Genomic DNA, 26,322 nt, shown 5'->3' on the forward strand with positions numbered 1-26,322 from the left:
TGGGGGCAAGCCTTTTTCCGCGGCACTAGAAATGCTATCCAATGGCTATCGACGACGCGGACTCGGGCGAGTCCGACAGGGACGACCTGCTGTCCGCGGGCGACCTCGAAGACGCCGTCGACGACTCGACGACGGCCGTCGCCGTCGGTGAGTACACCTGGGAAGACTACAAACAGGAGTACTTCTACGATGACGACGGTACCCCGCCCGAGGACCGCGAGTTCGACGAGGCCGAACACCTCCCCTTCGAGGGGGATACTCGCGAGACGCTCGGCGAGGCTGCCGCCACCGCCGACCTCATAGAGGGCTTGTTCGACTATCGGAGCGTCCGTGTGAACCCGGATCTTGACGAAGACGCCTTCTTCCGCAACCCCGACGGCACACCGACCGTCGTCTCCCGGTACGATCTTGAGAAGGCCGTCCCACAGGAGAAGAAAAGCCACTTCCGAGAAGTGGAACGCTACTGGGTAAACAAACCGTACGCCTTCGTCGTTATCTTCCATTCTGAGAAAGAAAACGAAAAGAAATACTATCTCATTGAACCGTACCTGACGCCCATTGAGACGGACCTGCGTGACTTCCTTTCGCGAAAGCTGAGGACCGCAATCAAGTACTCCTCAGATGACGTGGTCGTGGAGGGGAGCGAAGATGCCCGCGCCGGCGTCATTGAGCGGGAAACGCATGAACTTCTCGAGCGGTACGACCTCTACGAGGACGAGGCCGTTCTGACGGGCGAGGACGGCGGCTTCGTCGACCGGCTGAAGCAACAACTCGGTCTCGGGGGCGACGCTGGCCTCGATAGCGATCCCTCTCTGCAGGGAGCCTCCATCCGCCCGGAGCCAGTCCTGCTAGAAGAAGACGCCGAGACCCTCTCGGAGTATCAGATCGAGAAGTTGCTCTACATCTTGAAGCGGGACTTTGTCGGCTTCGAGCGCATTGACGGCATCAAACACGATATCAATGTCGAGGACATCTCCGTCGACGGCTACCATATGCCGGTCTTTGTCTATCACAGCGACTACGAGCAGATTATCACCAACATCTACCATGGCGAGGAAGAGCTGGACGACTTTGTGGTGAAACTCGCCCAACGATCCGGAAAAGGCATCTCAAAACGATCGCCGCAGGTCGACGCGACGCTGCCGGACGGCTCCCGTTCACAGCTCACCCTCGGACGGGAGGTGTCCGACCATGGCACCAACTACACCATCCGGCAATTCAAGGAAGTCCCGTTCACGCCGGTCGACCTCGTCAACTGGAACACGTTTTCGATGGACGAGATGGCGTTCCTGTGGCTCTGTATTGAGAACAATAAGTCGCTCATTTTCGCCGGTGGGACGGCATCGGGGAAGACCACCTCGCTGAACGCTGTCTCGCTGTTTATTCCGTCGAAGGCGAAGATTGTCTCCATCGAGGATACCCGCGAGGTGGAACTGCCACAGCGCAACTGGATTGCGAGTGTTACTCGACCATCTTTCTCTGACGATGGGAAAGGTGACGTCGACGAGTTCGACCTGCTGGAGGCTGCCCTGCGCCAACGGCCGGAGTACATTGTGATGGGTGAGATTCGTGGCGAGGAGGGACGGACGCTGTTCCAGGTGATGTCGACTGGCCACACCACGCTGACGACGTTCCACGCCGACTCGGTCGGCGAGGTCATCAAGCGGTTCACCACCGACCCAATCAACGTCTCGAAGACGATGTTCACGGCGCTGGACCTCGTCTCTATCCAGACGCAGACCCGCGTTCAAGGGCGAAAGGTGCGCCGGAACAAGTCACTCACCGAAATCAACCACTACGATCCAGAGAACGACGAAATCAACGTTCAGGACATCTACCAGTGGCAGGCAGAGACAGACGAGTACCTGAAGTTGGGCCAGTCGAACACCGTCGAACAGATTCGGTTCGATCGCGGCTGGACACCAGCAGAGCTGGATGAAGAGATGGCCCGTCGGAAACTCGTGCTTGCGTACCTCATCCAGCAGGGACTGAACACGTACACCCAGGTAGCCGCGACACTGCAGGCATTCATGAATGATGAGGAGACCATCCTCTCGCTCATCGCCAGCGGCGAACTGGAGCGGTCCTTGGAGGACCTCCGCGAGATGGAATCCGTCCAGATTGATATCGATCCCGAGAAGGAGGAAATGGTCCCTCGGCCAGACCCGCCCGAGGAAATGCTCGCAGAAGCAGAGCAGGTGCTCTCGGATAATGATAGCCTGCTGGATGACTACCGCGGCGAGACGACTGACGGTGTCGCAAGCGCGCTCGCGGCCGACGCCCGCACGGATGACGAGGCTGTCGGCGTCGACTTCGAGTCGCTGTCCTTCTCGGACGGTGATGAGGCACTCGGAGACGGCGGCCAGCCGCCGGGTGACGAGAAGTGAGCCTGCAGACCCGCGGAGGCGGGGGCACCACCGACGGAGATACGCTCTCGGACGCATTCTATCCGCTCTATCGGTGGCTGTTCGACGAGAATTCTGACTTTGTCGGGTCGATGGAGACAAAGCTCGCGGAGTCGCGGATGCCCCAGACCGTCGAGATATTCCTCTCCCGGGCGCTTGCCATCGGAACATTTGTGGGCGTCCTGCTGTGGATTCTGGGGACCGCCACCGGCTGGCTTATCGTCGAACTGTTCATCAAAGATGCGCCGATATTACTCGGGCTGCCGCTACCGGAACCGCTAATCCCTATCGTCAACGCGCTGAAAATCCCGCTCTTCATCATCACTACCGGGTTGGTGTTCGGCTCGGTCGGCTTTGCCCTCGGCTTCGGCTCGCTGGCGGCTGTCCCTTATTTCCGGGCGGGCGGGCGCAAACGTGAAATCAACGTTCTCCTCTCGGACTCTGTCTCGTTCATGTACGCGCTATCGGTAGGCGGGCTCAATCAGCTCGAGATTCTCCAGGCGATTGCGAAGGCGGACGACACGTACGGCGAGGTCTCGAAGGAGTTCCAGTCGATTGTCCTTGAGACGGACTACTTCGACACAGACTACCGGACGGCCATCCGCAATCAGGCGATGCAGACCCCCTCCGACGAGCTGAGCCAGTTCCTCACGGACATGCTCTCCATCATCAATTCTGGCGGTGATATGGAGAAATTCCTTGAGGATCAGAAGGACAAGCAGATGCGCACCTCCAAGCAGGAGGAGGAACTCGTTTTGGAGACGCTGGAACTGTTCGGTGAGATGTTCATGACGCTGTCGCTGTTCCCCCTACTCCTCATCATTATCCTCGTCATCATGTCCATGCTGGGGGAAGCCCAGACCTCGCTACTGTACGGGACGGTGTATGGACTCATCCCGCTCATCGGCGCCGGCTTCCTCGTGTTGGTCTCGACGGTCGTCCAAGACGAGGTGGGTGACGGCTACCTCCGTGGGGAAGACGAATCAGAGACGGAGATGTCCTCCGGTGAGATGTTCGATCTCGGCACTATCGAGGGGTACAAGGGCCGCTGGGGAGTGTTCGACCGCATCCGGTCGCGCGAGGGGACCTACGAGACGAAGCAGCTGCTGAAAAACCCCCATCACTTCTTCCGTGACCACCCACTGACGATACTCGCAGTGACCGTGCCGCCGACGCTCGTTCTGCTCGGCTTCCTCGCACTGGCGGGCGTCGCACCAACTAGTCTTGAGGGGATGAAAAGCGAGCCAGTCCGGGGAACATTCGTCTGGTTTTACCTGCCGCTGTATCTGAACGGACTGCCGCTCACGATTTTCTACGAGTGGAATGTCCGCTCGCGCAGCGGTATCACCAAAGACCTCTCGGACATCCTCCGGAAGCTCTCGTCGGCCAACGACACCGGAATGACGCTGCTGGAGTCGCTGCGGGTCGTTGCGGACACCTCCTCTGGAAAGCTTGCCGAGGAATTCGAGAAGATGCACGCCAAGGTGAACTACGGGACAAGCCTGAAGACGGCCTTGCGGGAGTTCAACAACGAGTACCATATCCCGCGGGTCGCTCGGACGGTCAAACTCATCTCGAAGGCACAGGAGGCCTCCTCGGAGATTACGCAGGTGCTTTCGACGGCCGCACAGGCCTCGGAAAACCAGGATGATATCGAACGGGACCGCAAGTCTCGTACTCGGATGCAGGTGGTAATCATCATTATGACATACATTACTCTACTGGGCGTGATGGCCATCCTGAAGGTGAAGTTCCTCGACGTGATGGCGGGCCTTTCCCAGCAGGCTTCAGGCGGCGGGAGCGGTGGCGGCGCCGGCAGCTTTGGCGGTGGCGTCGACATCGACCTACTAACGATGCTGTTCTTCCACGCGGTGACGCTCCAGGCGGTCATCTCGGGATTCATCAGCGGCTACATGCGTGATGTCTCCCTGTTGTCGGGAATGAAGTTCGTCGTCATCCTCCCGACGATTGCCCTCCTGGTGTTCATCCTCATATGAGCGAGCGCGCGCAGACCGCCCTCGACTTCGCTATTGGCGCCAGCGTCTTCCTCGTCGTTGTAGCGTTCGTGCTGACGTTCGTGCCGGGAATAATACAGCCGTTCGAGTCCTCAACCCAGCAGGAGACGGCCGCCGCTGACCGGCTGGCCGAACAACTCGGCTCCGGGATGCTCGTTGCCGATATCGCCGAGCCGTACGTGCTCGATCGCGGCTGCGTTGCCACTTATTTCGCACTGGAGAACTCCGACGGCGATCCCGGAAACGACCAAGACGCATACACAGATAACGACGCTGTCGTCAGGTCGACACTGTACGACATCACCAACTCCGACCTGTACGATGCCGGCGCGTGTCCGTTCTCGACGGGGCAGAGCGTCTTCGAGCGGCTAGCCGTCGACGGAAGCAGTCTTGACGTAAGTGTGCGGCTCGTCGCTGATGTCGACGGTGACGGGACGCCCGGCCTGCTGTGTATCGACGCAGGCAGTTCGGGCGACACGGACAAGCCGGAGCGGTCGGACACCATCGTCGAGACGAGTGACCCCTACAGTTCGGGCGATTGCGATATGAGCAATAATGACAACGACCACGATATCGCCCTCGAGACGGCGAACGACCCGCCCTCGGGCACCTCCTCGGTAGTGCTCTCGCGGCGCTACGTCGCCATCGAGGGTGGATTCGCCGACGGGCGCCGGGACGCCGCGCTCGTCGTGGAGGTGTGGTGACGTGAGCGAGCGCGGCCAGGCGTTCACACTCGAGGCCATCACCGCCAGCCTGCTGCTCATCGGCGGGTTGGTGTTTGCCCTACAGGCGACGGCGGTGACGCCACTATCCGCCTCGACGTCCAGCCAGCACATCGAGAACCAGCAGCAGGCGGTCGCTGAGGGGGTACTCGCGAATGCGGTCGCTGACGAGGAGCTCAGTATCGCCGTCCGATACTGGGACGAGACGAATGTCGAGTTCCACGGCGCTGGCGACGAGAGCTACTACATCGATCAGACGATACCGACCGACTTTGGAACGTTGCTCGACCACGCATTCGGCTCACGCTCTATCGTCGCCAATGTCTACGTCCACCACGAGACGGGCGCGGAGACTATTCGCACCCAGCGGGTCGTCTACCATGGTGCACCGTCAGACAACGCGGTGTCGACCTCTGCGACGATCGCGCTTTACGACGACGACGAGCTGCTCGACAGCAACGAACGACCGACCGGCACCACCCTCTCTGGGACGAGCGATTTCTACGCCGACGACGCATATCCATCAAGCGGGCTCTACAATGTCGTCGAAGTGGAGGTGGTTGTGTGGCGCCAATGAGCCGCGACCGCGGCCAGCTCCTGCTAGTGGGTGCGCTCGCGCTCGCCATCAGCTTCGTCGCCGTCGCGCTTATCCTCAACTCGGCCATATACACTCATAATCTCGCTAGCCGGTCGGACGGCGAAGAGGCGTCGGCTACCTTCGCCCGCGACGCCCGTCTGAATGCCGGCCGCGCGCTCGACCACGCCAACCGGGTCAACGGCCCGAGCGGCTACTCGGCCGTCCAGACAGGCTTTATCGACGCGCTTGGAGATCTTGACGCAGCAGTCGGCCGGTACGGCGCCACAGACGGCCGGCTCGTCGCGGTAACACACGTGGCTGGCAGCGATGCAGAGGGAGTCCGTGTCGCGGACACGGTCGCCGGCGGCAGTGACTTTATGCCTGCCTATGGGGACACAAACGACTGGACCGTCGCGACAGGTGCCACCGTCCGGTCGTACGACATGCGGGTCCAGCAGTCCAACTTGGTCGACTTGAGTTCTACCCCTAACCTCGACGATTTAGCTAGCCTCAGTACTCCTCCGTTTGTCGTCGAGTTCGACGATGGGACGACCGCATACCGGGTCGGGATTTACGACGACAGCGGCATCACGGTACTCGTCTCCGAGGTAGGCAGCAGCGATGCCGTAAGCTGCACCGTCGGGACGACCACCGCGACGGTTTCATTCTCGGAGGCAGAGCTGAACAACGACCCCTGCGAGCCGCTGACGGTTCTTGAGTCGTTGGACGATACGGTGACGATTCGGTACCTCAATCCCGGCTCAGTAACAGGCAGCTACAAACTCGTCGTTGACCGGGTGACGCCGGACGGAGCCAACGGGGTGGGGCCGTTTACTCACGCCGTGGATGCCGCAAACCATGCGTACCACTGCGGTAACGATGGCACCGTCAAAGCCACTTATAACGGCCAAAGCGGCTCGTACCCCCGCGTGACTCGGGCCATCTACGAATCACGGATCCGGACCACCCACGATAGCGCCCGCTCCACGGCCGCCCACGAGTGGCGCATTGCCCCCCACGAGCGGGTGCGCCCGCAGACGCCACGCGCGACGAGCTTTGTGGTCGCGGAGACAGCTAACGACAACGAGTTTGATGTCTCGTGGTCGGTGACCGACCCGAATGGTGACTCAGTCACCGTCACCGCCGAGGTCACCGAGCAGGGCGACGACGACAGCAATCCAACGAAGTCAATCAGCGAAGGACCCGTCATCGTCGACGACGGCGAGGGTCCCTACACCTTCCGACTCACCCTTTCGGACGGCAGCGGGAACACTCGGACGGTAACACAGACGCACGCCGAGGACAGCGATGAGACGGGGTGTCCGGCGTGAAAAATCGAGGCGTCTCGACGGTGGTTGGATTCGTGTTGACGCTTGGTATCAGTTCACTGCTCGTCACAGGGCTGCTCATCGCGGCGGGCGGCTTTGTCGAAAACCAGCGACAGGGAACTATCCGCGAAGAATTGGAGGTGACAGGCCAGCAGGTGGCGTCCACCCTCTCCTCGGCTGATCGGCTGGTGCGTCGAGGCGCAACGGACGTGCGACGGACCCGTCCGCTCCCCAGCCGAACCACCGGCACGAGCTACACCATTGAGGTGGCGGACCTCGCGGGCGACCGCGTCAGAATTACGCTGTCGACCTCCGATCCTGATATCTCCGTCACTGTGGATGTCAAGCTGCAGACGCCTGTCCGGGACGCTACCGTCAGCGGCGGTGATCTCATCGTGACCCACGATACCGGGACAAACGAACTGGTGGTCGCCCGTGTGTGACCGCCGCGGCGTGAGCGAGGTTATCGGTTTCGTGCTGATATTCGCGCTCGTTATCTCCTCTATCGGTGTCGTCTACACACTTGGGTTCACCGGCCTGCAGGACGCCCGCGACGCCGAGCGACTGGAGAACGCAGAGCGTGCGATGGACGTACTCGCAGACAACATCGAAGACCTCCGGAGCGATGACGCTCCCAACAGGGCAACGGAACTAAAGCTGTACGACGCGGGGCTGTCGCTCGGAGATCGGACCAGCTTCACTGTCCGGGTTACCAGCTTCTCGCCGACGAAAGTGTATTCCGTCGATGCCGAGCCAATCATATACACGCCGACCGAGGGAGGGACAACACTCCGATACGTCAACGGCGCCGTCATACGAACTGACCGGGGTGGCGCTGTCTTCCTGCAGGAGCCGAGGTTCCTTTTCCGCGACACCGGCACTACTATGAGCGCTGTGTTCCCGCTGATTCAGACTCGCGCCATCGACAACTCGGCAGCCGGCGGGACGACGACAGTACTCGTCCGGACGGAGTTGGCGAACGCCGAGCTGTTAGCGTCACATCTGTCCGCCGCAGGTCCGCACGACGTCGAGTTCGAGGTGACGACGACAACCGAGCGGGCGCCGGTGTGGCAATCGTTTCTTGAGTCGGAACTCGACGACGCATACGGCGACGCGAGTTACTGCTCTGCGAGCGGCGGCACGGTCACCTGTTCGTTCACCGTCGACCGGCTCTACGTGTCGGCCACCCGCGTCGACGTTACCATCGAGTCGTGACTACCGGACCTCAACCTGAATCTCGTTGGTCGTGACATGAAGGTAGGTGACGTACCGGCCTGAGCCACCTGTGGTGAGCGAGCCGTCCGAGGAACTCTCCGAGACAGAGTTGACGTTCGCGTCGTCAACTGTCAACTCGAACTCCTCGGGCAACTCCGCGAAGTAGTGATTGATGAGCCGGTCGATAGTCTCGCCGCCGTCTTGGCCGGTGCTTGGACTGGTCGCGTACTCTTGACTTTCCCAGTCACCGTGCCCAGAGAAGGTAACCGGGTCTGTCAGCGTGTCGCCACCCTTGACGTTGTAGTACTCCAACCCATCGAGTGCACTATCGTCGACGTACTCGAGAACGGGGTCGCCAGACTCCTCGTCAATATAGTCGGTGTCGCTGTCCCCGTCGTCGACGAAGTCCATCTTCAGCCGTATCGCGTCCTTGCTCCCATCGCCGTCGGCGTCGACACAGGTGGCACCGAACGCGTCGTCTTTGTGCCATGCCTGGTAGGTGTCACCGCCGTCGTCCGAAAAGTAGACGTTGGCGTCGGTCTTGAAATCGGTCGACCCGCTCGAACAGCCGCTGCCGCTTCCCTTGGTCACGTGCAACTCCAGCCGGTACTGGCCCTCGTCGACGTACATCGACCACTGGAGATTGTTGAAATTGGCTGCGTCGCTGTCGTCGGGCGCGAGTGTGATGGTAAACTCCTCTGTCGAGTGGCCGCCCGAGGCTCCGGAGACAGTCACGGAACTTCCTTCGCCGGGCATCCCGAACTGGCCAATTTGACCGAGTGACACGAGCTCAATGGCGGCAACGTCGTCGGCCTCGCCGTCGCCGTCCGCGTCGAAGTAACTGATCGAACCAGAGGTACGCGTCTCGAAGTAACGGCCCCACGCGCGGGCGTACTCGCTCTCGATGCGGACGATGACGGTGCCGTCGGTGATGGGGTTCTCGTAAGGTTCACCGCCGCAGTCCGGACTGCTGGAGGGGAACGAGTCGGAGGAATCCGGAAACACCGGCGTGGGGCCGGTAGGCGCGGTCACTGAGGCGCTGACGCCACCGCTGCCTGCGCCGCTGCCGCGCGTGAGGATGAGCGGCAGGGTGAGCGTCGCCCCCCGGTAGTGGAACTCTGGGGGCGACACCATCACCGCGCCGCCCCGCTTCGTCCGTTTCCAGACGCCGCCACCCTGATAGGCCATCGTGTCGCCGCTCGTCGATTCGTAGGTGACTGCGCCGAGCGAGCGTGGCGAGAGGATGTACGCGTCGTCTTCGCCGAGATTGTCGTTGATGAAGTCATAATCGGCGCCATTGTCGCCGTCGTCGTCACAGTCCAACTGGACGATCGAGACGCTCCCGGCGGTGTCGTCCACTTGGTAGGAGCCATCGCCGTGGCCGAAATCAACGGTCTGGACGCTCGAGTCGCCCAGCGCGACCTGTGCGGCCTGCGAATCGAACAACGTCATTGTCTGTTCGGCGCGGGCGAGCGCGGACTGTTCCTGGGTATCCGTCAGCGCTGCGCTCCCGAAGACAACGACGGCCGTCGTCCCGAGGATAGTCAGCCCTAGAAGCAGCGCGACGCCGAGGGGGGCAGACTGGGCACGCTCCCCGAGGGTCATTGTACGGTTGAGGCACGAGTCGGTAATAAATGCCGCGGCCGGCTCAGCCCTGTGTGTCTGTCGCGGTCGAACAGGTCGATTCGACGGTCACCTCGTCGGCGACTGGCTGGAGGACGTACCGATTCGTCTGTCCCTGTTTCACCGGCGTGAAATCGGCGGTGAACGTCGTTTCGCCGTCCGCACAGACTGGGAAGCCAGCGTTGAACTTCAGTGGCGCGTCACCTGGCGTTGTCACTTCTGCCTCACCACCGTCCGATAGCGTCGCCGTCGGAACCGCGCCGACAGTCACTTTCAGGTACTCGTAATCGCCTGTCTCGAGTTCCGTTGTTCCCAGTGACTCCGCCCCCTCACCGACCAATTGCGTTAGGTCAACCGTCGTGTCCTCGATGTCGACGGTCTGTTCCTCGCCGTTGACCGGCTTCGGCCGTAGCTCGGTGAGCGTCAGTTCCAGCGTCTCGAAGTCAGCGATGTCGCCCGGCTGGTCGCTCACTAGCGTTTCGAAGGAGCTGGTTGAGCCACCGCCAAGTCCCGTGCAGCCAGCGACGACGGCCATCGCTGTGATGCTGCCTGCCGTCTGGAGAAGCGTTCGTCGGTTCACATGCGGAGTCCGGCGCCGCGGGTATCCGTCTGGTGGCCCATGGCCGTACATTGAAAAGGGAGACGCGCGGATGTCTGTGTATGTCCGACGTGAAAATAGATCTTCCCGACCGAATCGACAGCGAAATCGACCGGTTCGTTCAGCAGGGAGAGTTCATTAACCGCGACGAGGCGGTCGAGGAACTGCTCACGCTGGGGCTGACGGCGTTCGACGTTGACGACGAACCTACCCAACAGCCCGGCGAAGACCTGTTCACACAGGCAACCGACGACCAGATGGACCCCGCCGCCGACACGGATCCAGACGACGAGTATACGCTGTAGCGCGTTAGCGAGCGGGAGCGATTCTGGCCACGACCATATAGGTCGCAAACACCGACGTAAGCAGCCCTGCAAGCTGTGTGCCGGCTGTTGCGAGAAATCCGACATTGTACAGTAGCGGCGCGGCCATGAACCAGACGCCAAACAGCGTCGTGAGCACCGCCGGCGCAAGCGCCACGGCGCTGTCTCGGCGGAACAGTCGTAGGCTCTGGACAGCAAAGACCGTCCCGAGCAGGCCGCTGGAGACCATACTGCCAACAAACGCTGTAGGCGCGCCCGCGACGAGCGGTGTGGCCGTCGCGAGCAGGCACCCAATGACGGCGACTACCGCCCCTCCAAGCAGGAACCCCTCATCGCGTCGCTCTGCGCTGCGCGCACGTGTCTCGGCTGCTGTCATCATGGAGCCGTACGGGCGGATGATACAAAGCCGTGACCCGCGACGACGGGAAGAGTCATTTCACTCCGGCTCGAAGCCAAGTTATGGAGACACGCGGCGGCGTCCGGGCACTGTTATCTGGGTACGGACTTGGGCTCGGCGGGGCGGCGCTGGCGCTGGTTCTGACCGGTGTCGGCCTGTTCGCCGCCGGCGCTGTCGGTCTCGCCGGGACGACCGCACAACGGTTCCTGCTCGTGTTCGTGCTTGGCCAGTATCTTCCTTTTCTCGGGCTGCCACTGGTCTACTTCCGGGCGCGGGGAATGGACGCGCGCGCGATTCGCCGCTACCTCGGCGTCCGGCTCCCGTCACTCCGGGAACTGGGTGTTGTCGTCGCAGGACTGTTCGGTATCCTCGTGCTGGCGTCAGCCGCATCGGCCGTCGTGGGAGCGCTCGGCCTCGAACCGGCGACTAACAGCGCGGCGACGCAGGCCCAGCAGTCGCCGGAACTGATTCCGCTGCTGGTCGCGGCGATGTTTCTCGTCGTCGCGCCCTGCGAGGAGACGCTGTTCCGTGGCACTGTCCAAAACCGGCTCCGAGAGGCGTTCCCCGCGACCGTCGCGATCCCACTGACTGCGGCACTGTTCGCCGCCGTCCACTACGTCGCGCTCGTCCCCGGCTCCGGCTCGCGACTCGTCACCGTCGTCGTACTGTTCGTGCCGAGCCTCGTCTTCGGCGCTATCTACGAGTACACCGACAACCTGCTCGTTCCGATCGGCACTCACGCGCTGTGGAACTCGCTGTTGCTCGTCTCGATACTCGTTGCCGGTTGACCGGATCCGAACAGGTTCGGCTCCGGACTGACACGGTCGGGCTACGTAGATACTATATGAAGATTACACAGACGCGACACCATTGGATTGCGAAACGCGCACTCACTACTCCCGGCATCCGCGAGGTCGCCGAGCGACGGCTCGTCAGTCTCCACGTTGACGTATTCACGGATCTGTCCCCGCCAAGTCGGGTCGCCGAGCGACGCGAGCACCTCCAAGCGCTGTTCGATCGGCTGGTTGATGCATACCGAGCCGCGGTCGCCGACCAGCCAGAGGCGGCTGCACGCGAGGCGATTCACGTGATGGCGAACGCCGACTTCTTCGAACACGGCTGGACAGAGCTGATGGAAATCCCAGGCCGAGAGCTACCGGCTCACTTCGAGCGACATCGCGAATTCCTTGACGAGCACGGCGTCTCCCAGGCGGACCCGCTTGGCGAATTCCGGGGGGAGCCGTTGCCGGAGGCACCGCGGACGACAGAAAAGCTACGGAATCCAACCTATCCCAACGCGGAGCCAGGCTACGCCGACGCTGTCTACGTCGAAGGAGCAGATGGCGAGGTGCATGTCGGTGCTGACCGGCCAGAGCCGGCGGATATCTCGCTGGCCGACATCCCCCGGGTTGCCCCCAAGATTGAGGCGCGCTACGACGTGACACCGTCGTTCACCGACGGCGACGCGACAGCCGACGGCTAAGCCCGCTCAGCGGTATTCAAGCTGGAGCCTCCGATTTCAATGGGCGAGCGTAGCGAGTGAATATGGTGGGGTAGTCCACGGAGGTGCGAGGAGAACGCCTCGCCGTTCACGGCGGGGCTGCATCTGATACCCCGACGCACCCACGTTCGACGTGCCGAACGGCTGGTATATTTTCCCTGATACTGTACAGATATTTATCCGAGGTGGTCTGCCCGCCCTGTCGATTGGCCACTATCGGGAGTCCCTGATTGCACGCGGAACCCACCCGCTTCCGTGTCGGAATTGAGATGGAGGCAGTACGACGTACTTCCGACCCCATGCCGGGATGGGAGCACCGGCTGGGTGGCACAGCCAGTCACAGTCACCAAGACGGCTCCAAACCGTGACCAGCCCAACCCAACGGTGCGGTACCGTGGGAATCTTCGCCTCTCAGGGCGGAGAGGATGTCAAAGGTCCAACTCCGCCGCGGAATCCACATCGAAGCGCACGACTCTCGGCTCGCCGGCCAAAAGCTTCGGCAACTGCTCCTCAAACTCCTGGAAGTGGGCCGACTCTGCGTGGGCGGCGAAAGCGTCGGCGTCCTCGTATTGCTCGAAGAATCGCACCACGTTCGGATCTTGTACGTCCGTCGCGGCCCGGTAGGTAATCACGCCCGGCTCCTCGTTGGACTCGTCGACGAGCGTGTCGACCAACTCTAACGCTTCCTCGCGGCGTTCCTCTTGGACCGGAAATTCGGCGTGAACGACTAGCATTCCGTCGGGGAGTCTGGCCGGTCGGTTATAATCTCGGTGGTCCGTCCTACCGAGAGTGTGCCGAATACTTCCATATCACGCCATCTGATGGTGGTAACCGGCAATGATATCCGTAGACGGTTCGTACGTGCTGATACGATGACCACAGCTTCGACGCCAATAGATGCGTTCGTCCGCCTCCAGCAGACCGCAGCCGAGCAGACACAAGCGACCCTCGTGGCCGGCCTTGAGGCAGGCCAGACACTCTCGCGGGCGGCAATCAACCAGCGATACGAAGACGCTCGCGCGTTCGCCGATGCGTATCTCGACGCGCTTGAGACCGTCTCCAGCGGCGAGGAGCTGACCGACCTCCGCCGTCTCGTGGTCGACCAGTTTGATGCGGCCGAACAAACACAGCAGGACGCTTTCGACACGCTGGCGGCGGCGCTAGATGTCGACGGCGCCAAGCCCACATTCGATGAAGACCTCGAATTCGCCGCGATTGACGAGGAGTTTGCGGCCGGCCGTAATGCTCTTGCTGAGACGGTGGCGGCCAACCTCGAGATGCTGGAGGTGCAGACGAGTGCGCTTCTTGAGGAACTCGCAACGATTCCTGACTCGACGGAGGCAACTGCCGATTCTGTGGCACCCGGCAGCGCTGAAGCCACGGTCGCTGACGACGCGGAGCCTGTCGAGACGGTCGACGGCATCGGACCGACGTACGCCGGCCGACTCGCCGAGCACGGCATCGAGTCGGTAGGCGCGCTGGCAGCCGCAACGCCCGCAACAATCGCGGAAGCCGCTGATGTCTCAGAGACGCGGGCCGCAGGCTGGATTGAGACCGCACGGCAGTAGCTCGCAAGCATATCGGCAAAGAAAGCTCTGCTCTCCTCTATGCGGGTGTGTGCGAAACGCGTGAAAAGGCGAGTGGACTCGCCGGGATTTGAACCCGGGGCCTTCCCCGTGCCAGGGGGATGATCTACCGCTGATCTACGAGCCCACGAACACGTGAATTCGTACCCCGGTGGCGAGTATAAACCCATCGAAGCCGCGGGACTCGACTGGCGAGTAGCAACCTCTAAGTGTACGAGCGGCCACCCTCTTGTAGGAACGGCACGGCCGCAAGTCCGACTCGCCGTCTTTTGACGGCTTGGGATTGCGGGAGTGCTCGGTCGCCACCCGACCACGAGCGTCACCAGCGGCTCGTAGCCGTTCAATCCGACCAATGGCACGAATGCACACCCGTCGCCGTGGCTCGTCCGGATCGGACCGCCCGGCGGCAGATGACCCACCAGAGTGGAGTGACGTAGACACCGACGCCATCGAGGAGCGCGTCGTGGAGCTGGCCGAACAGGGGTATGACCCTTCCCAAATCGGCATGAAGCTGCGCGACGAGGGCGTCCAAGGAACGCCGATTCCCGACGTGAAGGCTGCGACCGATAAGAAAATCGGCGAGATCCTTGACGAACACGACGTTGCCCTGGAGGTACCCGAGGACCTGCGCAACCTGCTCGCTCGGGCGGTGCGACTCCGCGACCACATCGATGAGAACCCAACCGACCACCAGAACAAGCGCGCGCTCCAGAACACCGAGTCGAAAATCCGGCGACTGATTGATTACTACCGCGGCGACGAGCTCGACGAGGAGTTCAGCTACTCGTACGACGTCGCCGTCGAACTCACCGAGTAACGATGTCCGCCGCCGGCCGCTCCGATGCGCCTGCCCCGGCCGAGAGCGTCGCGGTCGCCTGTCGGAATGCCGGCCTCGTCCGGCTGACGGCGACGGCCGACGGCGACGCCCTCGCGGCCCTTGGCCAGTTGGGTGCAGCGCTGCGTGCGGCCGGCGTCCCATTCCACGCCTCGGTCGCCCCGTTCCCTGCGGCACCCGCGACAGACGCCGACCTGACGGTGGCGTTCGGGAGCGACGGCGGCGATGTGGCCGTGACTGACGGGCCACTGTCGGCGACAGCGTACGACGCAGCCCGCGCACTTGGCGCCGACCCGGACCCGCTCCTTGCGATGGCCGGGGCCGTTGCCGCCGGCCACACGCCCGGTGGTGACATGCCGTTCTACGAGGCCGCGCAGTCGCAGCTGACCCGTCGACCCGGCGTAGCGACGCCGGTTGCTGACCCTGTCGATGGACTGGCCCACTCGACGCTGGTCCACGCGGGGTTCTCTGGGGACCCCGCCGCGACGGGCGACGCGCTCGCGCGGCTGTCGCTCCCGGAGTCGCTTGACGAGACGGCCCATAGACAGCTCGCCTCGCTTGTCGCTGTGACGGCGACCGCCGACGCGACCAAGCGGGCGACAGAACAGATCGAGCGGTCGCTCCGGCCATACGCCGGCGGTCCGTTCCACACGCTCGGTGGCTACGCCGACGTGCTCGACGCCTGCGCGCGGACGGCACCGGGACTGGGCGTTGCCCTCGCTGTCGGGACGGCCCGCGGAGAGGGCGACTCCGCACACGCAACGGAGGCGCTGACCGCGTGGCGTGACCACGGTCAGACGGCCCATGCCGCTCTCCACGAGGGGGCAACGGCTCGCCACGACGGGCTGTTTGTCGTGCGGACCAGCGGCGACGCGCCGCTCGGCACCGTCGCACGTCTCGCATGGGCATTCCGCTCGCCGGAACCGCTCGCGCTTGCCGTCGGCGGCAAGACGGCTGCGCTGTACGGAACGGACGCTGCCGATCTTGCCCGCGACCTTGCACGCGCGACGCCAGCCGAGGCCGTCGCGCGTGCGACAAGCGGCCGGATTACAGGGATTGAGACCGACCGACTGGAGACGGAGGTGCGACGACTCACATGAACGACCGTCGCCAGGCGCGCATCCGCACAACTCACGATTATCCCGAATGGGTGGCCGCCGCTATCGCGCCAGACAACACCGAGGAGATGACAACCCGCGTCGAGGGGTCGACGGTTGTGACGACCGTGGAGCGGCCAACCACCGGCGGCCTCGCGACGACGACGGACGACTACGTGAGCAACCTCGCGGTTGCTCAACGCGTGATTGCAGATACCGACGACACCAACACTAATCATGAGTGACAGAAGCGTCTCACGACAGAAGCAAGAGAAGCAGTGGTACACCGTTATGGCCCCCGAACAGTTCGACCGGGCCGAACTCGGTGAGACCCCTGCGGACGAACCAGAACAGCTCTACGACCGAACCATCGAGACGACGCTCGGTGAACTGGAGGATACGGCAAGCGAGAATAACACGAAGCTCACCTTCCGGATTACCGATATCGGCTCGGACGCAGCTTATACGGAGTTCATCGAGCACGAGCTTACCCGCGATTATCTCCGCTCGCTCGTCCGCCGTGGCTCCTCGAAGGTGGAGGCTTTCGAGACGATACTGACAAGCGACGACTACCGAATCCAGATTCAGCCGGTCGCGTTCACGACCAAGAAGGCTGACCACAGCCAGGAACGAGCCATCCGCAAGGCGATGTCCCGGCTTGTGCGCGAGACGGCCCGCGAGCACACATTCGCGGATGTCGTTGACAGTGTCGTCGAGGGGCGGCTCTCGTCGGCCATCTACAACGAGGCCAAGACCATCTACCCGCTGCGGCGTGTGGAGATACAGAAGCTCACCCTCGAGGCACGCCCCGAGGAAGTCGCCGAGGAAGAGGCTGCCGCCGTCAACGTCGACGAGGAGGACGTCGAACTCGACGACGAGTAGCGCCGCTCGCCTTCTTCGAATCGTCGGGCGTCAGCGGCTGCGCCCTCACTCCACGACGACAGTGCCGACCATCCCCACCCGCTCGTGAGGGATGCAGAAATAGCGGTACTCTCCGGGCACCTCGAAGGTGTGTGCGTACGTGTCACCAGGTACGAGGTTTCCACGGTTTGGATAGCCGTCGCGGGCAGCCTGCTCGGAGTCGAACCCGCCGGACGCAAAGTAGGCCGCCCCGTCTGGAATCGACGCTTGGTAGCCGGTGACGCTGTGGCCGCGAGAACTTGGATTGCCCCACACGAGTCGGTCGCCGGCCGAAACAGTCACTTCGCTGGGCTGGAACTGGTTCGCAGTCATCCCCACATCGTACTCGTCGTCCGCGAGCCCGGTTGAACAGCCGGCGAGCGCAACCGCGCCCGCGCCGACCGTCGCCAAGAGGTTCCGGCGTCGCATACCAGTCGTGGGGGCCTCAGCAACAAGTGCGGCATGGTCGCGGCCGGAAGCGAACGGAATAAGGCCCGCACCGCCGACCGGCGAGGTATGCAGGCCCGGCTCGGGCGGCTCTCCATCGCGGACGCTGTCACGACAGCGAACGCGTCGCTGGGCTTCGCCGCGGCCGCTGCGGCGTTTGTCTCACCGTCGCTGTCCGCGCGGCTTATCCTGCTTGGGGCCATCGCCGATGGTCTCGACGGGGTACTGGCGCGCCGCTACGGCTCTTCTGAGGCCGGGCCAATGCTGGATTCACTGGCAGACGTCGCTACGTTCGCCGTTGCGCCCGCCCTGCTCACGTTTGCACTCGCCCGTGGGCTGTGGGGCTTCGACCCGGTCCGGATCGGGACGACCTTGCTCGTCGGCGCGGTATTTGTTGGCGCAGGCGTTCTCAGACTGGGAATGTACGCGGCCCACGATGCCGACGATTACACAACCGAGGGAGTCCAGACAACGCTCGCAGCGACGTTATTAGCCGCACTGCTGCTAGCGGAGGCGACCACGACCGGCAGTGTCCTGTGGGGCGTCCCGGGGCCGGCACTCGCTGTAGCTGCGACAGGCGTGCTCGCCGTCGCGATGGTGGTGCCCGTCACCTACCCAGACCTGCTCGCGGGCGACGCACTCGTGCTCGGTGGCGTACAGGCGCTCGCGGTGCTGTTTCCTCGCGCCCTTGGGTCAGCGTTTCCGCTTGCGTTGCTCATCTGCGCACTTGCGTACCTCTTCCTCTCGCCGCAGTTCTACTGGCGGGCGGACTGAAGGGAAACGCTCTTTTCGGGAAGCGACGGAAAAGCAGGTATGAATGACGGGGACGACGAGCCGGAGCCCGCGGATGATGCCGATGAGTCGGCAACTGTCGAAGCGTCCGACACTCCGGACGAGCCCAGCGAAGAGCCGACGGCCGTCGACGTCACCCCCGAGACGCTGGACAAGCGGCTTGACGCCGCCGACGCAGCCATCGAAGAGGCCGAGACGGAAGCAGCCCTCGACGAGGTGGCTGCTGACCTCGACGACATCGAGACAAAGCTAGAGGCAGCGACGTTCCCGGAGGCCGAGGACGACGAAGAGGCACCCCGCGACCGGCTTGAGGACCGGCTCGCTGATGTCCGCGAGCAACTCGAGACGGCACGTGGCCCGTACGGTGAGGATGTCGTCACGGAACTTGAAGCGGCCGCGGCGACGCTCACGGACGCAGAGTGGACCGAGGATGGCGAAGCCGAGGCGGCCGCAGCCGTCGAGTCATTCCTCGAGCGGGCAGCGGCGGCCGTCGACGCGGATACCGGTGTAGATGGTTCGTTCCCAGAGGCACATAGCGACGCGCTGACGGCCGCTGGTGAGACGGTCGAGACGGCGGCACTGGACGCTGACGACGACGCCGAGACTATCGCGACGCTGCTGGACGCTGCCGAGACGCTGACAGCGGAGCTCGATGATGCCGAAGTGTGGGACGACCTCTCGGTGGTCGAACAACTGACTGCCCGAGGCTTCTACGACCGACTGGAATCACGCAACCGGAAAGACTTCCCGCCGGAGTTGGGCGTCGTACGCATCGCCGAACAGGAGAATGATCCCGAGCGGATCCTGATGGCTCTCGAGAAGCTGGAGTCGGAGTTCATGCAGGACAATTGCATTGAGGCGCTTCGCCGGATGGGTCCACTGGAGGCGTACGACGCGATGATGGAACTTGCCGAGCGGCGCGACCGGCCGGCTATCGAGGTGCTCGGAAAAATTGGCAACGACGACGCCTGTGAGACGCTCCATGAATACATCCAAGATGAGTCGAACCCACCGCTCCAGCGTGTCGTGCTCCGGGCGCTGGGCGATATCGGCTCCCAAGATTCGACGGGGCCGGTTGCAAATCGGCTCGTGGCGGAGGATGCCGAGGTCCGCTCGCGGGCCGCCCGTGCGCTCGGCCGTATCGGCGACACCCGTGCCGTTGAGCCGCTGGCAGACACTCTTGCGGACGACAGCGAAGACAGCGTCCGCGCGGCGGCTGCGTGGGCGCTGTATCAGATTGGAACCGAGCGTGCTCTTGAGGAAGCTGCTGCATACGCCGATGACCGCTCATTCATCGTCCAGACGGAGGCCGAGCGGTCGCGCGACGCACTCGACACGGCCGCCCACGCAGCCTGATCGCCTCCCGAGGCTAGCCGGCTCAGACACGGATCGTATTGCAATCGCCCCTCCATCCGCTCTGGGTCGCCGATACCGTTGCCCTTCCAGGACGAGCCCCACCTGCCACGCGAACGATTCGACGCTCGTTGCCGCGGTGGTCGGCAGTCTGCTCGTGCTTGGTCTTGGTCGGCTTCGATTCGGAGATGTCAACAGCGCTCTTCGCAGACGCGCTCAATTATTTTGCCCGTCGAGAGCACCTCATCCTCGTAGGCAGGCTCGCGAGGGTCAGCTCGTACTACCTCGCTATCGATGCCGCGGTCAGCCAGCGCTCGCCGGATGGCATCGTCGTCGTGATGCTGGTCATGGCCAAGAACGATGACGGCTGGGTCAATACGCTCGATGGGAACGAAAATGTCCTCCTCGTGACCCAGGTGAGCCTCGGTGACCGGATCGAGGGCCGCCACCATGTCGCGCCGCTGGCGATCCGGGAGCAATGGTTGCTCCTTGTGGGTGACGTTCGAGCGGCGCGCGACGATGACGTGTAACGAGTCGCCCAGTTCGGCTGCCTCGCGGAGGTAGTGAAGGTGACCAGGGTGGAGCAGGTCGAACGTACCCTGCGCGACGACCCGTGTCATCGCTGGTCACCCAGCTCCGCGTCGATATCCGCCTGTGTGAAGTCAAAGAAGGCGTCCTCGGGGAGCGGTACGTCGACCACCTCCAACTCGCGGGGCTCCCCCTCGCGGTCGAACGCCTGCCAGTCGCCATGACCGTACGGTGCGCCGACAATGATGTGAACCTTGCCGCGGCCGAACGTCTGGACATCTTGGTCTGATGGCCGAAGGACGCCATTCGGATGCGAGTGGACGGAGCCGACGCTCCCCGAGCCAGTGGGGATCATGTTCGACTTGACGGTAGCGCTGACGGGGTTCGACTCCGTCCCCGGAATGACCAGCACGTCAGTGATGATGATGCCGGTTCGGTCGAGTCCGAGATCGGCTGCCTCCTCGCCACGCAACAGCCCCATATACTCATTGGGGTGGGCGTCCGCAGACGCCGACAGCACGAAAGAGAGTGCGTCCTCAGCGATGGCGACGACATCGCTCGACCGGAACAGCCGCATGGCTGATATCGGGCCGGCCTACAACTAAGGGTTCCGATAGGCCCCATCGCTGACGTGCGCTATCGACCTGGATTGGCGAAACCCGGCGCCTGCGGGCGCCTCTTGTTGCTGCGGTGGACGGGCAAGTAACAAACCTTAACCGCGGACGGGCCCCAGCACGGTATAAATGGTTCCACCTGCAGACACCGGCGAGGCGGCCGATACGGGCGGCTCGGGCCCTATCGTCTACCGGCTCGCGCCCGACTGTACGTTCGAAGATATCGAGGAGGGAACGCTCTACCACGCGACGGTCAACGGTACTGTCGAGTACGGCGTCTTTGTCGACCTCTCGGAGCACGTCTCCGGGCTCGTGCACGATTCCGTGCTTGACGGCGACTACGATGTTGGCGACGAACTCATAGTCGAGCTTGCGGAGATACGCGAGAATGGCGATCTCGCCTTCCACGAGGCCGCCCCTACAGACCCGACCACCGCCGAGGTGACCCACGGCGACGATGTCGGTGTGGCAGACCTCGGTGAACGGGTTGGCCGCGCCGTCCATATCGAAGGTGAGGTTGTCAGCATTAAGCAGACCGGCGGGCCCACCTTGTTCCAAATCCAGGACGGCACCGGCGTCGTGCCCTGTGCAGCCTTCGAAGAGGCGGGCGTCCGCGCGTACCCTGACATCGAGGTAGATGACATCATCCGGGTCAGCGGCGAGGTGGAGACCCGTGACGGCGCGCTCCAGGTCGAGGTTGACGACCTTGCCCGACTTGAGGAGCCAGCCGCCACCGAAGTGCGCGACCGGCTGGAGACACAACTCGCGGAGACGGCCGCCCCTGCCGATGTCGATCCGCTCGTCGAGTGGCCGGCGTTCGAACCGATTCGTGAAGAACTGGTCGACGTTGCCGAGCGGCTCCGCCGCGCGGTGCTCGAGGCCCGTCCAATCCGGATGCGCCACCACGCGGATGGCGATGGGATGTGTGCGTCCGTTCCGGTCCAGCTCGCGCTCCAGAACTTTATCGCCGAGGTCCACGAGGATGCCGAGGCGCCGCGTCATCTGTTCCGCCGTCTCCCCTCGAAGGCGCCGTTCTATGAGATGGAGGACGTCACCCGTGATCTGAACTACTCGCTAGAGGACCGCGAGCGACATGGGCAAAAGCTCCCGCTTCTGTTGATGCTCGACAACGGCTCCACCGAAGAGGATACTCCTGCCTACCGTGCGCTCGCCCAGTACGATATCCCGGTGGTCGTCGTTGATCACCACCACCCCGACCCAGACGCAGTCGAGCCGTTAGTCAACGCCCATGTCAACCCGTATCTTCATGGCGAAGACTACCGGGTGACGACGGGGATGATGTGCGTCGAGCTCGCGCGGATGATCGACCCATCGCTGTCAGAGTCACTCGAACACGTCCCCGCGGTCGCCGGGCTCTCTGACCGGTCGGAGGCCGACGCGATGGACGACTATCTCGCACTGGCTCGCGAGGCCGGCTACGAAGAGTCGGATCTGCGTGATATCGGTGAGGCGCTCGACTATGCGGCCCACTGGCTCCGGTATGATTCCGGAGATGCGCTCATCGAAGACACACTGAATCTCGGTGACGACGCCGAACGGCACGCAGAACTTGTCGACTTTCTCTCCTCGCGAGCCGAGCGGGACGTCGAGCGACAGGTTGCGGACGCGCTCGCGCACATCGACCACGAGTTGCTCGCCAACGACGCTCACCTCTACCGGGTCGATGTCGACGAGTACGCCCATCGGTTCATCTACCCCGCGCCGGGGAAGACGACCGGCGAGATACACGACCGGAAGGTCGAAGAGACGGGCGACCCGGTCATCACTATCGGTTACGGGCCCGACTTCGCCGTGCTCCGGTCGGACGGTGTTCGGCTGGATATCCCGCAGATGGTGACAGAGCTAACCGAGGAGCTGCCCGGCGCGGGCGTCAGCGGCGGCGGCCATCTCGTCGTCGGCTCTATCAAATTCGTCCCCGGCGCCCGTGAGGCGGTGCTCGACGCGCTCGTCGAGAAGATGGGCGAGGCGGAACTCGACGAGGCGCTCACGTCGACGCCGGCGGAGTAAGGCTGCCGGCCAGTTTTTAGTCGCTCCCCCTCCGTTATCCGGTATGCGAGACGCTCCCTCGGAGTACGTCGAGGCCGACGGGGTTGCCCTCCCTTCGACGACGCTCGACGCCGTCCCCGCGCTCGTCTACCACCTCGACTTCGATGGCCGGCTCCGGTGGTGGAACCGGGGTTTCGCCGAGGCGACTGGCTACGACGACGCGGAACTCGACGGCATGAATGTCCGCGACCTGTTGGTGGAGGCGGACCACGACCAGGCGCGGGCGGCACGAGCCGCCGTCCGGGAGGGCGGTGAATGGCGCGGTGAACTGCGGCTCCGGACGAAGACTGGCGAGACGGTTGTCCATCACCACGACATCGCAGCGACAGGAGAGCCACCTCGTGGCGTTACGGGCGTCGCCCGCGAGGTAGGCCGCCACGATGACGCTGATCGACTCGACACATACCGGCAAGTGGTGGAGACGGTCGGCGATACCGTTGACGCGCTCGTCGCGGCCGGCAGCCGTGCGGAGATAGAGCAGGCCCTCTGCAGGCGACTCACCAACTCCGGTCTCTACCGCGGCGTCTGGGTCGGCCATCTTGACGCCGACGGTACCATCGCACCCACCACCACCGTTGGACCGGCGACAGGCTCCATTGAAGCGCTCCGTGACCTCTATGACGAACTCGGCGAGGACCCCCCCGCTCAGACGGCTGTCGAAACCGGTGAAACCCAGGTGGTTCAGTATATTCCCACCTCGGAGTTGCCGGCACCGGTCCGCGAATTCGCCGCCGACCATGGCGTCGTCGCGGGCGCTGCCATCCCTATCGGCGGGGACGGATTGGTCCATTCGACACTCGTCGTCTACACGGACCGCGCAAACGCTTTCGACGAGGTGGAACTGGATGCGCTCGAGCAGTTGGGTCGGGTTGCGGGCATCACTATCGGTGCCGCACGTACCGAACGGCTCGTCATCTCGGAGCCGAGCGTCGAACTGGAGTTTCGCCAGACTGGTGAGGAAGTGCCGCTGTCCGTGCTGGCCCGTGAGACTGGCGCTGAGGGGCACATGGAGCGAATGACACAGAACGACGATGGTGACGTCGTCGAGTATTTTACGATCACTGGAGCACCTTCCGAGCGCGTCATTGAGGAGTGGGAGCAGGCCGACAACGTGCGTTCGTGTCGGCTGGTCGACCCCGAGGCATCGCTCTACGAGGTGACGTTCTCTAGGTCTGCGGTGGGGACGCTCCTTGAGGCCGGCGCGGAGATACAGGAAATCGGCACCGGGGGCGAGGCGGCCGTCGTCACGGCAACAGCTCCTCCCGGGACAGACATTCGAGGAGTCTTAGACCGCATTCAGTCCATCTACCCCGAGACGCGGCTGGTGGCGAAACGGACGTTAGGGGACCCGTCCGGTCCGGACGAAGGGTGGGCCGAAGAGACGGTCCTTACCGACCGCCAGTTAGACGTGCTCGCGGCTGCCTTCGAGGCGGGCTACTTCGAGTGGCCTCGCGATGCGACTGCCGAGGAGGTGGCGGAGCGGCTCGATATCTCGGCGGCAACGCTCCACTACCATCTTCGGCGGGCAGAGCGGAGCATCGTCGAGGCGTATCTTGATGGTCACAGGTAACCATGCTCGGCCAGCCGGGCAACCCCCTCGCGGAGTCGCTCCTCGCTGGCCGCATAGGAGAGCCGCGCGTAGCCGGGCGTCCCGAACGCACTGCCCGGGACGGTAGCAACGTGGGCTTCCTCAATGGCTCCCTCACACCATGCGGTGTCATCTTCGTCGACAGGGAGCATCATGTAGAAGGCCCCGTCTGGGTGAGGCACCTCCTTCCCGTGGTCGGCAAAGAGGTCGAGTAGCATGTCACGCCGCTCCCGAAACGCCTCGCGCATCTCAACGACGGGCTCGTCGGTGTTCTTCAGTGCCTCGACGCCAGCATGCTGCACGAAGTTGACCGCACATGAGACGCTGTGCCCGTGTATTTTGCCGGCTTGCTCGGCCATCGAACCAGGCATACCGACGTAGCCGAGCCGCCAGCCCGTCATCGAGTACGCCTTCGAGAAGCCGTTCAGCGTCACTGTTCGATTGGCCATCCCGTCGAGACTGCCGAGCGAAGTGGGTTCCTCATCATAGGCTATTCGCTGGTATATTTCGTCGGAGACGACGGTCACGTCGTGATCGACAGCGATGTCGCGCACCCCCTCGAGTGCTGCGTCAGAGAAGACGGCGCCCGACGGGTTCGACGGGCTGTTCACGACGAGCATCGTGGTGTCGTCGGTCACCGTCGCCGCCAGTTGCTCAAGCGCCGGCTCCAGTTGGAACTCATGCGGCGTCAGGTCGACGCGGCTGATGTCTGCCCCCGCCAGTTTCGCCATCGCCTCGTAACTCACCCACGCGGGGTCCAATAGGACGACCTCATCGTCGTCGTCCAGCAGGGTCATGAACGTCTCGAACAGTCCCTGCTTGCCGCCCGGCGTCACGATTATCTGGTCGGTGTCGTACGATAGCCCGTCGTCAGCGAACTTCTCGGCGACCGCTCGCTTTAGCTCGGGGATACCGCTGGAGGGGGTATAGCCAGTGTGATCGTCGTCAAGCGCCTGCTTGCCGGCGGCGACGACGTTCTCAGGGGTTGGGAAGTCCGGCTCACCGACAGACAAATCCACGACATCGACGCCGTCGGCCTCCAGTTCTGCGGCCGCGTTCGAAATTGCTAATGTTGCGCTCGGTTCTACACGCCCGACTCGGTCCGCGAATGTCCTGTTCATGGATGTACGTCCTCAAGTTCCTCTGCAAGGTCGATTGCGCTCTCGATCGCCTCGCGTCCCTTCGGGATGCGCTCAGCGGCTTCAGCGGCGCTCATCCCCGGCCCAGTGACGCCGAAGGCGACGGGCGTGTCGCGCTCCAGCGACACGTCGGCCAGTCGCCCGGCGGCGGCATGGCCGATAACCTCGTCATGGTCGGTGTCTCCGGTGACGATAGCACCCAGCACGGCAACTGCGTCGATGTCCTCCCGGCGCGCGAGCCGGTCGGCCGCGAGTGGCGCGTCGTAGGCGCCCGGCACCTCAACCGTCTCGCGTATCTCCGCGCCCCGTTCTGCGGCCGCCTCCCGTGCCGCTCCCTCCATCTCGTGGGTAACCCCACGCTCCTTGTTGTACTGGGCAACGACGAGCCCGAGGGTGACCATACTCCGGCTTCCTCGGGCCCGCAGAAAGACCTGCCGCTCGGTGCATGGATAGCCGCGGTCCAGGCTCAACGTAATTCAACTGGGGGCCTCCGACCTCAAGGGGCGAGCGTAGCGAGGGAGTAGGGTGGGGTAGTTTATAGGATGCCGTCGTCCGTCGGCGTCGGGGTTGGAGTTGGCGTCGCTGTGGGGGTGGAGGTGGGAGTTGCTGTGGGGGATTCGGTCGGTGTCGTCTCGCTGTCGGTCGGTGTCGTCTCGCTGTCGGTCGGTGTCG

General features: G+C 63.5%; 28 protein-coding genes and 1 tRNA gene. 19 read left to right on the plus strand and 10 right to left on the minus strand.

The features are described 5' to 3' along the window. Positions 1-41 precede the first annotated feature (41 nt). The 7 genes from ABEJ63_RS03835 to ABEJ63_RS03865 are packed head-to-tail and all read left to right on the plus strand — an operon-like array spanning position 42 to position 8,262. Positions 42-2,387, plus strand: coding sequence for a type II/IV secretion system ATPase subunit (locus tag ABEJ63_RS03835; RefSeq protein WP_375795030.1), 2,346 nt, complete (start codon positions 42-44; stop codon positions 2,385-2,387). Continuing rightward, entirely contained in the window at positions 2,384-4,402 is a 2,019-nt protein-coding gene (locus ABEJ63_RS03840) for a type II secretion system F family protein (RefSeq protein ID WP_375795031.1), read from the plus strand. The genes ABEJ63_RS03835 and ABEJ63_RS03840 overlap by 4 nt, the downstream gene beginning before the upstream one ends. Beyond that, positions 4,399-5,124, plus strand: coding sequence for a hypothetical protein (locus ABEJ63_RS03845; RefSeq protein ID WP_375795032.1), 726 nt, complete (start codon positions 4,399-4,401; stop codon positions 5,122-5,124). Before ABEJ63_RS03840 ends, ABEJ63_RS03845 begins: the two co-directional genes overlap by 4 nt. Before the next feature lies 1 nt (position 5,125). Further along, positions 5,126-5,719: a hypothetical protein gene (locus ABEJ63_RS03850; protein WP_375795033.1), complete on the plus strand. Its 594-nt coding sequence runs from the start codon at positions 5,126-5,128 to the stop codon at positions 5,717-5,719. After that, on the plus strand, positions 5,716-7,050 hold the full coding sequence (locus ABEJ63_RS03855) for a hypothetical protein (RefSeq protein WP_375795034.1): 1,335 nt from the start codon (positions 5,716-5,718) through the stop codon (positions 7,048-7,050). Before ABEJ63_RS03850 ends, ABEJ63_RS03855 begins: the two co-directional genes overlap by 4 nt. A gap of 20 nt (positions 7,051-7,070) precedes the next feature. Further along, the gene (locus ABEJ63_RS03860) at positions 7,071-7,490 is read left to right on the plus strand and encodes a hypothetical protein (protein ID WP_375795035.1); all 420 of its coding nucleotides are present in this window, start codon (positions 7,071-7,073) and stop codon (positions 7,488-7,490) included. A 10-nt stretch (positions 7,491-7,500) separates the two neighbouring features. Further along, positions 7,501-8,262: a hypothetical protein gene (locus tag ABEJ63_RS03865; RefSeq protein WP_375795036.1), complete on the plus strand. Its 762-nt coding sequence runs from the start codon at positions 7,501-7,503 to the stop codon at positions 8,260-8,262. Here the strand turns inward: ABEJ63_RS03865 and ABEJ63_RS03870 are convergent, their stop codons facing one another. Further along, entirely contained in the window at positions 8,263-9,867 is a 1,605-nt protein-coding gene (locus ABEJ63_RS03870) for a hypothetical protein (protein ID WP_375795037.1), read from the minus strand. Between the two features lie 43 nt (positions 9,868-9,910). Beyond that, entirely contained in the window at positions 9,911-10,465 is a 555-nt protein-coding gene (locus ABEJ63_RS03875; protein WP_375795038.1) for a DUF4382 domain-containing protein, read from the minus strand. Positions 10,466-10,545: 80 nt separating this feature from the next. On the opposite strand from ABEJ63_RS03875, the gene ABEJ63_RS03880 reads away from it, so the two are divergent. Continuing rightward, complete coding sequence (locus tag ABEJ63_RS03880) at positions 10,546-10,788, plus strand: CopG family transcriptional regulator (RefSeq protein WP_375795039.1); 243 nt, start codon at positions 10,546-10,548, stop codon at positions 10,786-10,788. 4 nt (positions 10,789-10,792) lie between these two features. On the opposite strand, the gene ABEJ63_RS03885 is transcribed toward ABEJ63_RS03880, so the two are convergent. Continuing rightward, entirely contained in the window at positions 10,793-11,182 is a 390-nt protein-coding gene (locus ABEJ63_RS03885) for a hypothetical protein (protein WP_375795040.1), read from the minus strand. An 83-nt stretch (positions 11,183-11,265) separates the two neighbouring features. Here ABEJ63_RS03885 and ABEJ63_RS03890 point away from each other — a divergent pair, with 83 nt between their 5' ends. Both ABEJ63_RS03890 and ABEJ63_RS03895 read left to right on the plus strand, forming a co-directional pair. Continuing rightward, entirely contained in the window at positions 11,266-11,991 is a 726-nt protein-coding gene (locus tag ABEJ63_RS03890; RefSeq protein ID WP_375795041.1) for a lysostaphin resistance A-like protein, read from the plus strand. Positions 11,992-12,047: 56 nt separating this feature from the next. Then, positions 12,048-12,686, plus strand: coding sequence for a DUF6149 family protein (locus ABEJ63_RS03895; protein WP_375795042.1), 639 nt, complete (start codon positions 12,048-12,050; stop codon positions 12,684-12,686). Between the two features lie 446 nt (positions 12,687-13,132). On the opposite strand, the gene ABEJ63_RS03900 is transcribed toward ABEJ63_RS03895, so the two are convergent. Next, positions 13,133-13,438, minus strand: a complete 306-nt coding sequence (locus tag ABEJ63_RS03900; RefSeq protein ID WP_375795043.1) for a putative quinol monooxygenase — start codon at positions 13,436-13,438, stop codon at positions 13,133-13,135. Between the two features lie 138 nt (positions 13,439-13,576). Here ABEJ63_RS03900 and ABEJ63_RS03905 point away from each other — a divergent pair, with 138 nt between their 5' ends. Continuing rightward, positions 13,577-14,272, plus strand: coding sequence for a helix-hairpin-helix domain-containing protein (locus ABEJ63_RS03905; RefSeq protein WP_375795044.1), 696 nt, complete (start codon positions 13,577-13,579; stop codon positions 14,270-14,272). A gap of 73 nt (positions 14,273-14,345) precedes the next feature. Here the strand turns inward: ABEJ63_RS03905 and ABEJ63_RS03910 are convergent. Then, positions 14,346-14,417, minus strand: a tRNA-Ala gene (locus tag ABEJ63_RS03910). 225 nt (positions 14,418-14,642) lie between these two features. Between ABEJ63_RS03910 and ABEJ63_RS03915 the strand changes: the two genes are divergently transcribed. Genes ABEJ63_RS03915 through ABEJ63_RS03930 form a run of 4 tightly spaced genes read left to right on the plus strand, consistent with a single transcriptional unit; the run spans position 14,643 to position 17,104 of the window. Then, on the plus strand, positions 14,643-15,107 hold the full coding sequence (locus ABEJ63_RS03915; RefSeq protein ID WP_375795045.1) for a 30S ribosomal protein S15: 465 nt from the start codon (positions 14,643-14,645) through the stop codon (positions 15,105-15,107). Between the two features lie 2 nt (positions 15,108-15,109). Further along, the gene (locus ABEJ63_RS03920; protein ID WP_375795046.1) at positions 15,110-16,225 is read left to right on the plus strand and encodes a hypothetical protein; all 1,116 of its coding nucleotides are present in this window, start codon (positions 15,110-15,112) and stop codon (positions 16,223-16,225) included. After that, positions 16,222-16,467: a KEOPS complex subunit Pcc1 gene (locus tag ABEJ63_RS03925; RefSeq protein WP_375795047.1), complete on the plus strand. Its 246-nt coding sequence runs from the start codon at positions 16,222-16,224 to the stop codon at positions 16,465-16,467. The genes ABEJ63_RS03920 and ABEJ63_RS03925 overlap by 4 nt, the downstream gene beginning before the upstream one ends. Further along, the gene (locus ABEJ63_RS03930; RefSeq protein ID WP_375795048.1) at positions 16,460-17,104 is read left to right on the plus strand and encodes a 30S ribosomal protein S3ae; all 645 of its coding nucleotides are present in this window, start codon (positions 16,460-16,462) and stop codon (positions 17,102-17,104) included. The genes ABEJ63_RS03925 and ABEJ63_RS03930 overlap by 8 nt, the downstream gene beginning before the upstream one ends. Positions 17,105-17,149: 45 nt before the next feature. Here ABEJ63_RS03930 and ABEJ63_RS03935 read toward each other — a convergent pair whose 3' ends face one another. Beyond that, a complete protein-coding gene (locus ABEJ63_RS03935) occupies positions 17,150-17,551 on the minus strand; it encodes a plastocyanin/azurin family copper-binding protein (protein ID WP_375795049.1) in 402 nt (133 codons plus the stop codon). An 87-nt stretch (positions 17,552-17,638) separates the two neighbouring features. Here ABEJ63_RS03935 and ABEJ63_RS03940 point away from each other — a divergent pair, with 87 nt between their 5' ends. Next, the gene (locus ABEJ63_RS03940) at positions 17,639-18,343 is read left to right on the plus strand and encodes a protein sorting system archaetidylserine synthase (protein ID WP_375795050.1); all 705 of its coding nucleotides are present in this window, start codon (positions 17,639-17,641) and stop codon (positions 18,341-18,343) included. Between the two features lie 39 nt (positions 18,344-18,382). Continuing rightward, complete coding sequence (locus tag ABEJ63_RS03945) at positions 18,383-19,717, plus strand: HEAT repeat domain-containing protein (protein WP_375795051.1); 1,335 nt, start codon at positions 18,383-18,385, stop codon at positions 19,715-19,717. A 188-nt stretch (positions 19,718-19,905) separates the two neighbouring features. Here the strand turns inward: ABEJ63_RS03945 and ABEJ63_RS03950 are convergent, their stop codons facing one another. Further along, complete coding sequence (locus tag ABEJ63_RS03950; protein WP_375795052.1) at positions 19,906-20,334, minus strand: adenylyltransferase/cytidyltransferase family protein; 429 nt, start codon at positions 20,332-20,334, stop codon at positions 19,906-19,908. Next, complete coding sequence (locus tag ABEJ63_RS03955) at positions 20,331-20,819, minus strand: Mov34/MPN/PAD-1 family protein (RefSeq protein ID WP_375795053.1); 489 nt, start codon at positions 20,817-20,819, stop codon at positions 20,331-20,333. The genes ABEJ63_RS03950 and ABEJ63_RS03955 overlap by 4 nt, the downstream gene beginning before the upstream one ends. Before the next feature lie 166 nt (positions 20,820-20,985). Between ABEJ63_RS03955 and ABEJ63_RS03960 the strand changes: the two genes are divergently transcribed. Next, entirely contained in the window at positions 20,986-22,884 is a 1,899-nt protein-coding gene (locus tag ABEJ63_RS03960) for a DHH family phosphoesterase (protein ID WP_375795054.1), read from the plus strand. Positions 22,885-22,927: 43 nt separating this feature from the next. After that, on the plus strand, positions 22,928-24,493 hold the full coding sequence (locus ABEJ63_RS03965) for a bacterio-opsin activator domain-containing protein (protein ID WP_375795055.1): 1,566 nt from the start codon (positions 22,928-22,930) through the stop codon (positions 24,491-24,493). Here ABEJ63_RS03965 and ABEJ63_RS03970 read toward each other — a convergent pair. Both ABEJ63_RS03970 and ribH read right to left on the minus strand, forming a co-directional pair. Then, positions 24,484-25,632, minus strand: a complete 1,149-nt coding sequence (locus ABEJ63_RS03970) for a pyridoxal phosphate-dependent aminotransferase (protein ID WP_375795056.1) — start codon at positions 25,630-25,632, stop codon at positions 24,484-24,486. The two genes, ABEJ63_RS03965 and ABEJ63_RS03970, sit on opposite strands and share 10 nt — an antisense overlap. After that, the gene (ribH, locus tag ABEJ63_RS03975; protein WP_375795057.1) at positions 25,629-26,051 is read right to left on the minus strand and encodes a 6,7-dimethyl-8-ribityllumazine synthase; all 423 of its coding nucleotides are present in this window, start codon (positions 26,049-26,051) and stop codon (positions 25,629-25,631) included. The genes ABEJ63_RS03970 and ribH overlap by 4 nt, the downstream gene beginning before the upstream one ends. Positions 26,052-26,322: the final 271 nt, after the last annotated feature.

The organism is Halosegnis sp., from assembly GCF_042216475.1.
In the GTDB taxonomy this organism is placed as follows: domain Archaea; phylum Halobacteriota; class Halobacteria; order Halobacteriales; family Haloarculaceae; genus Halosegnis.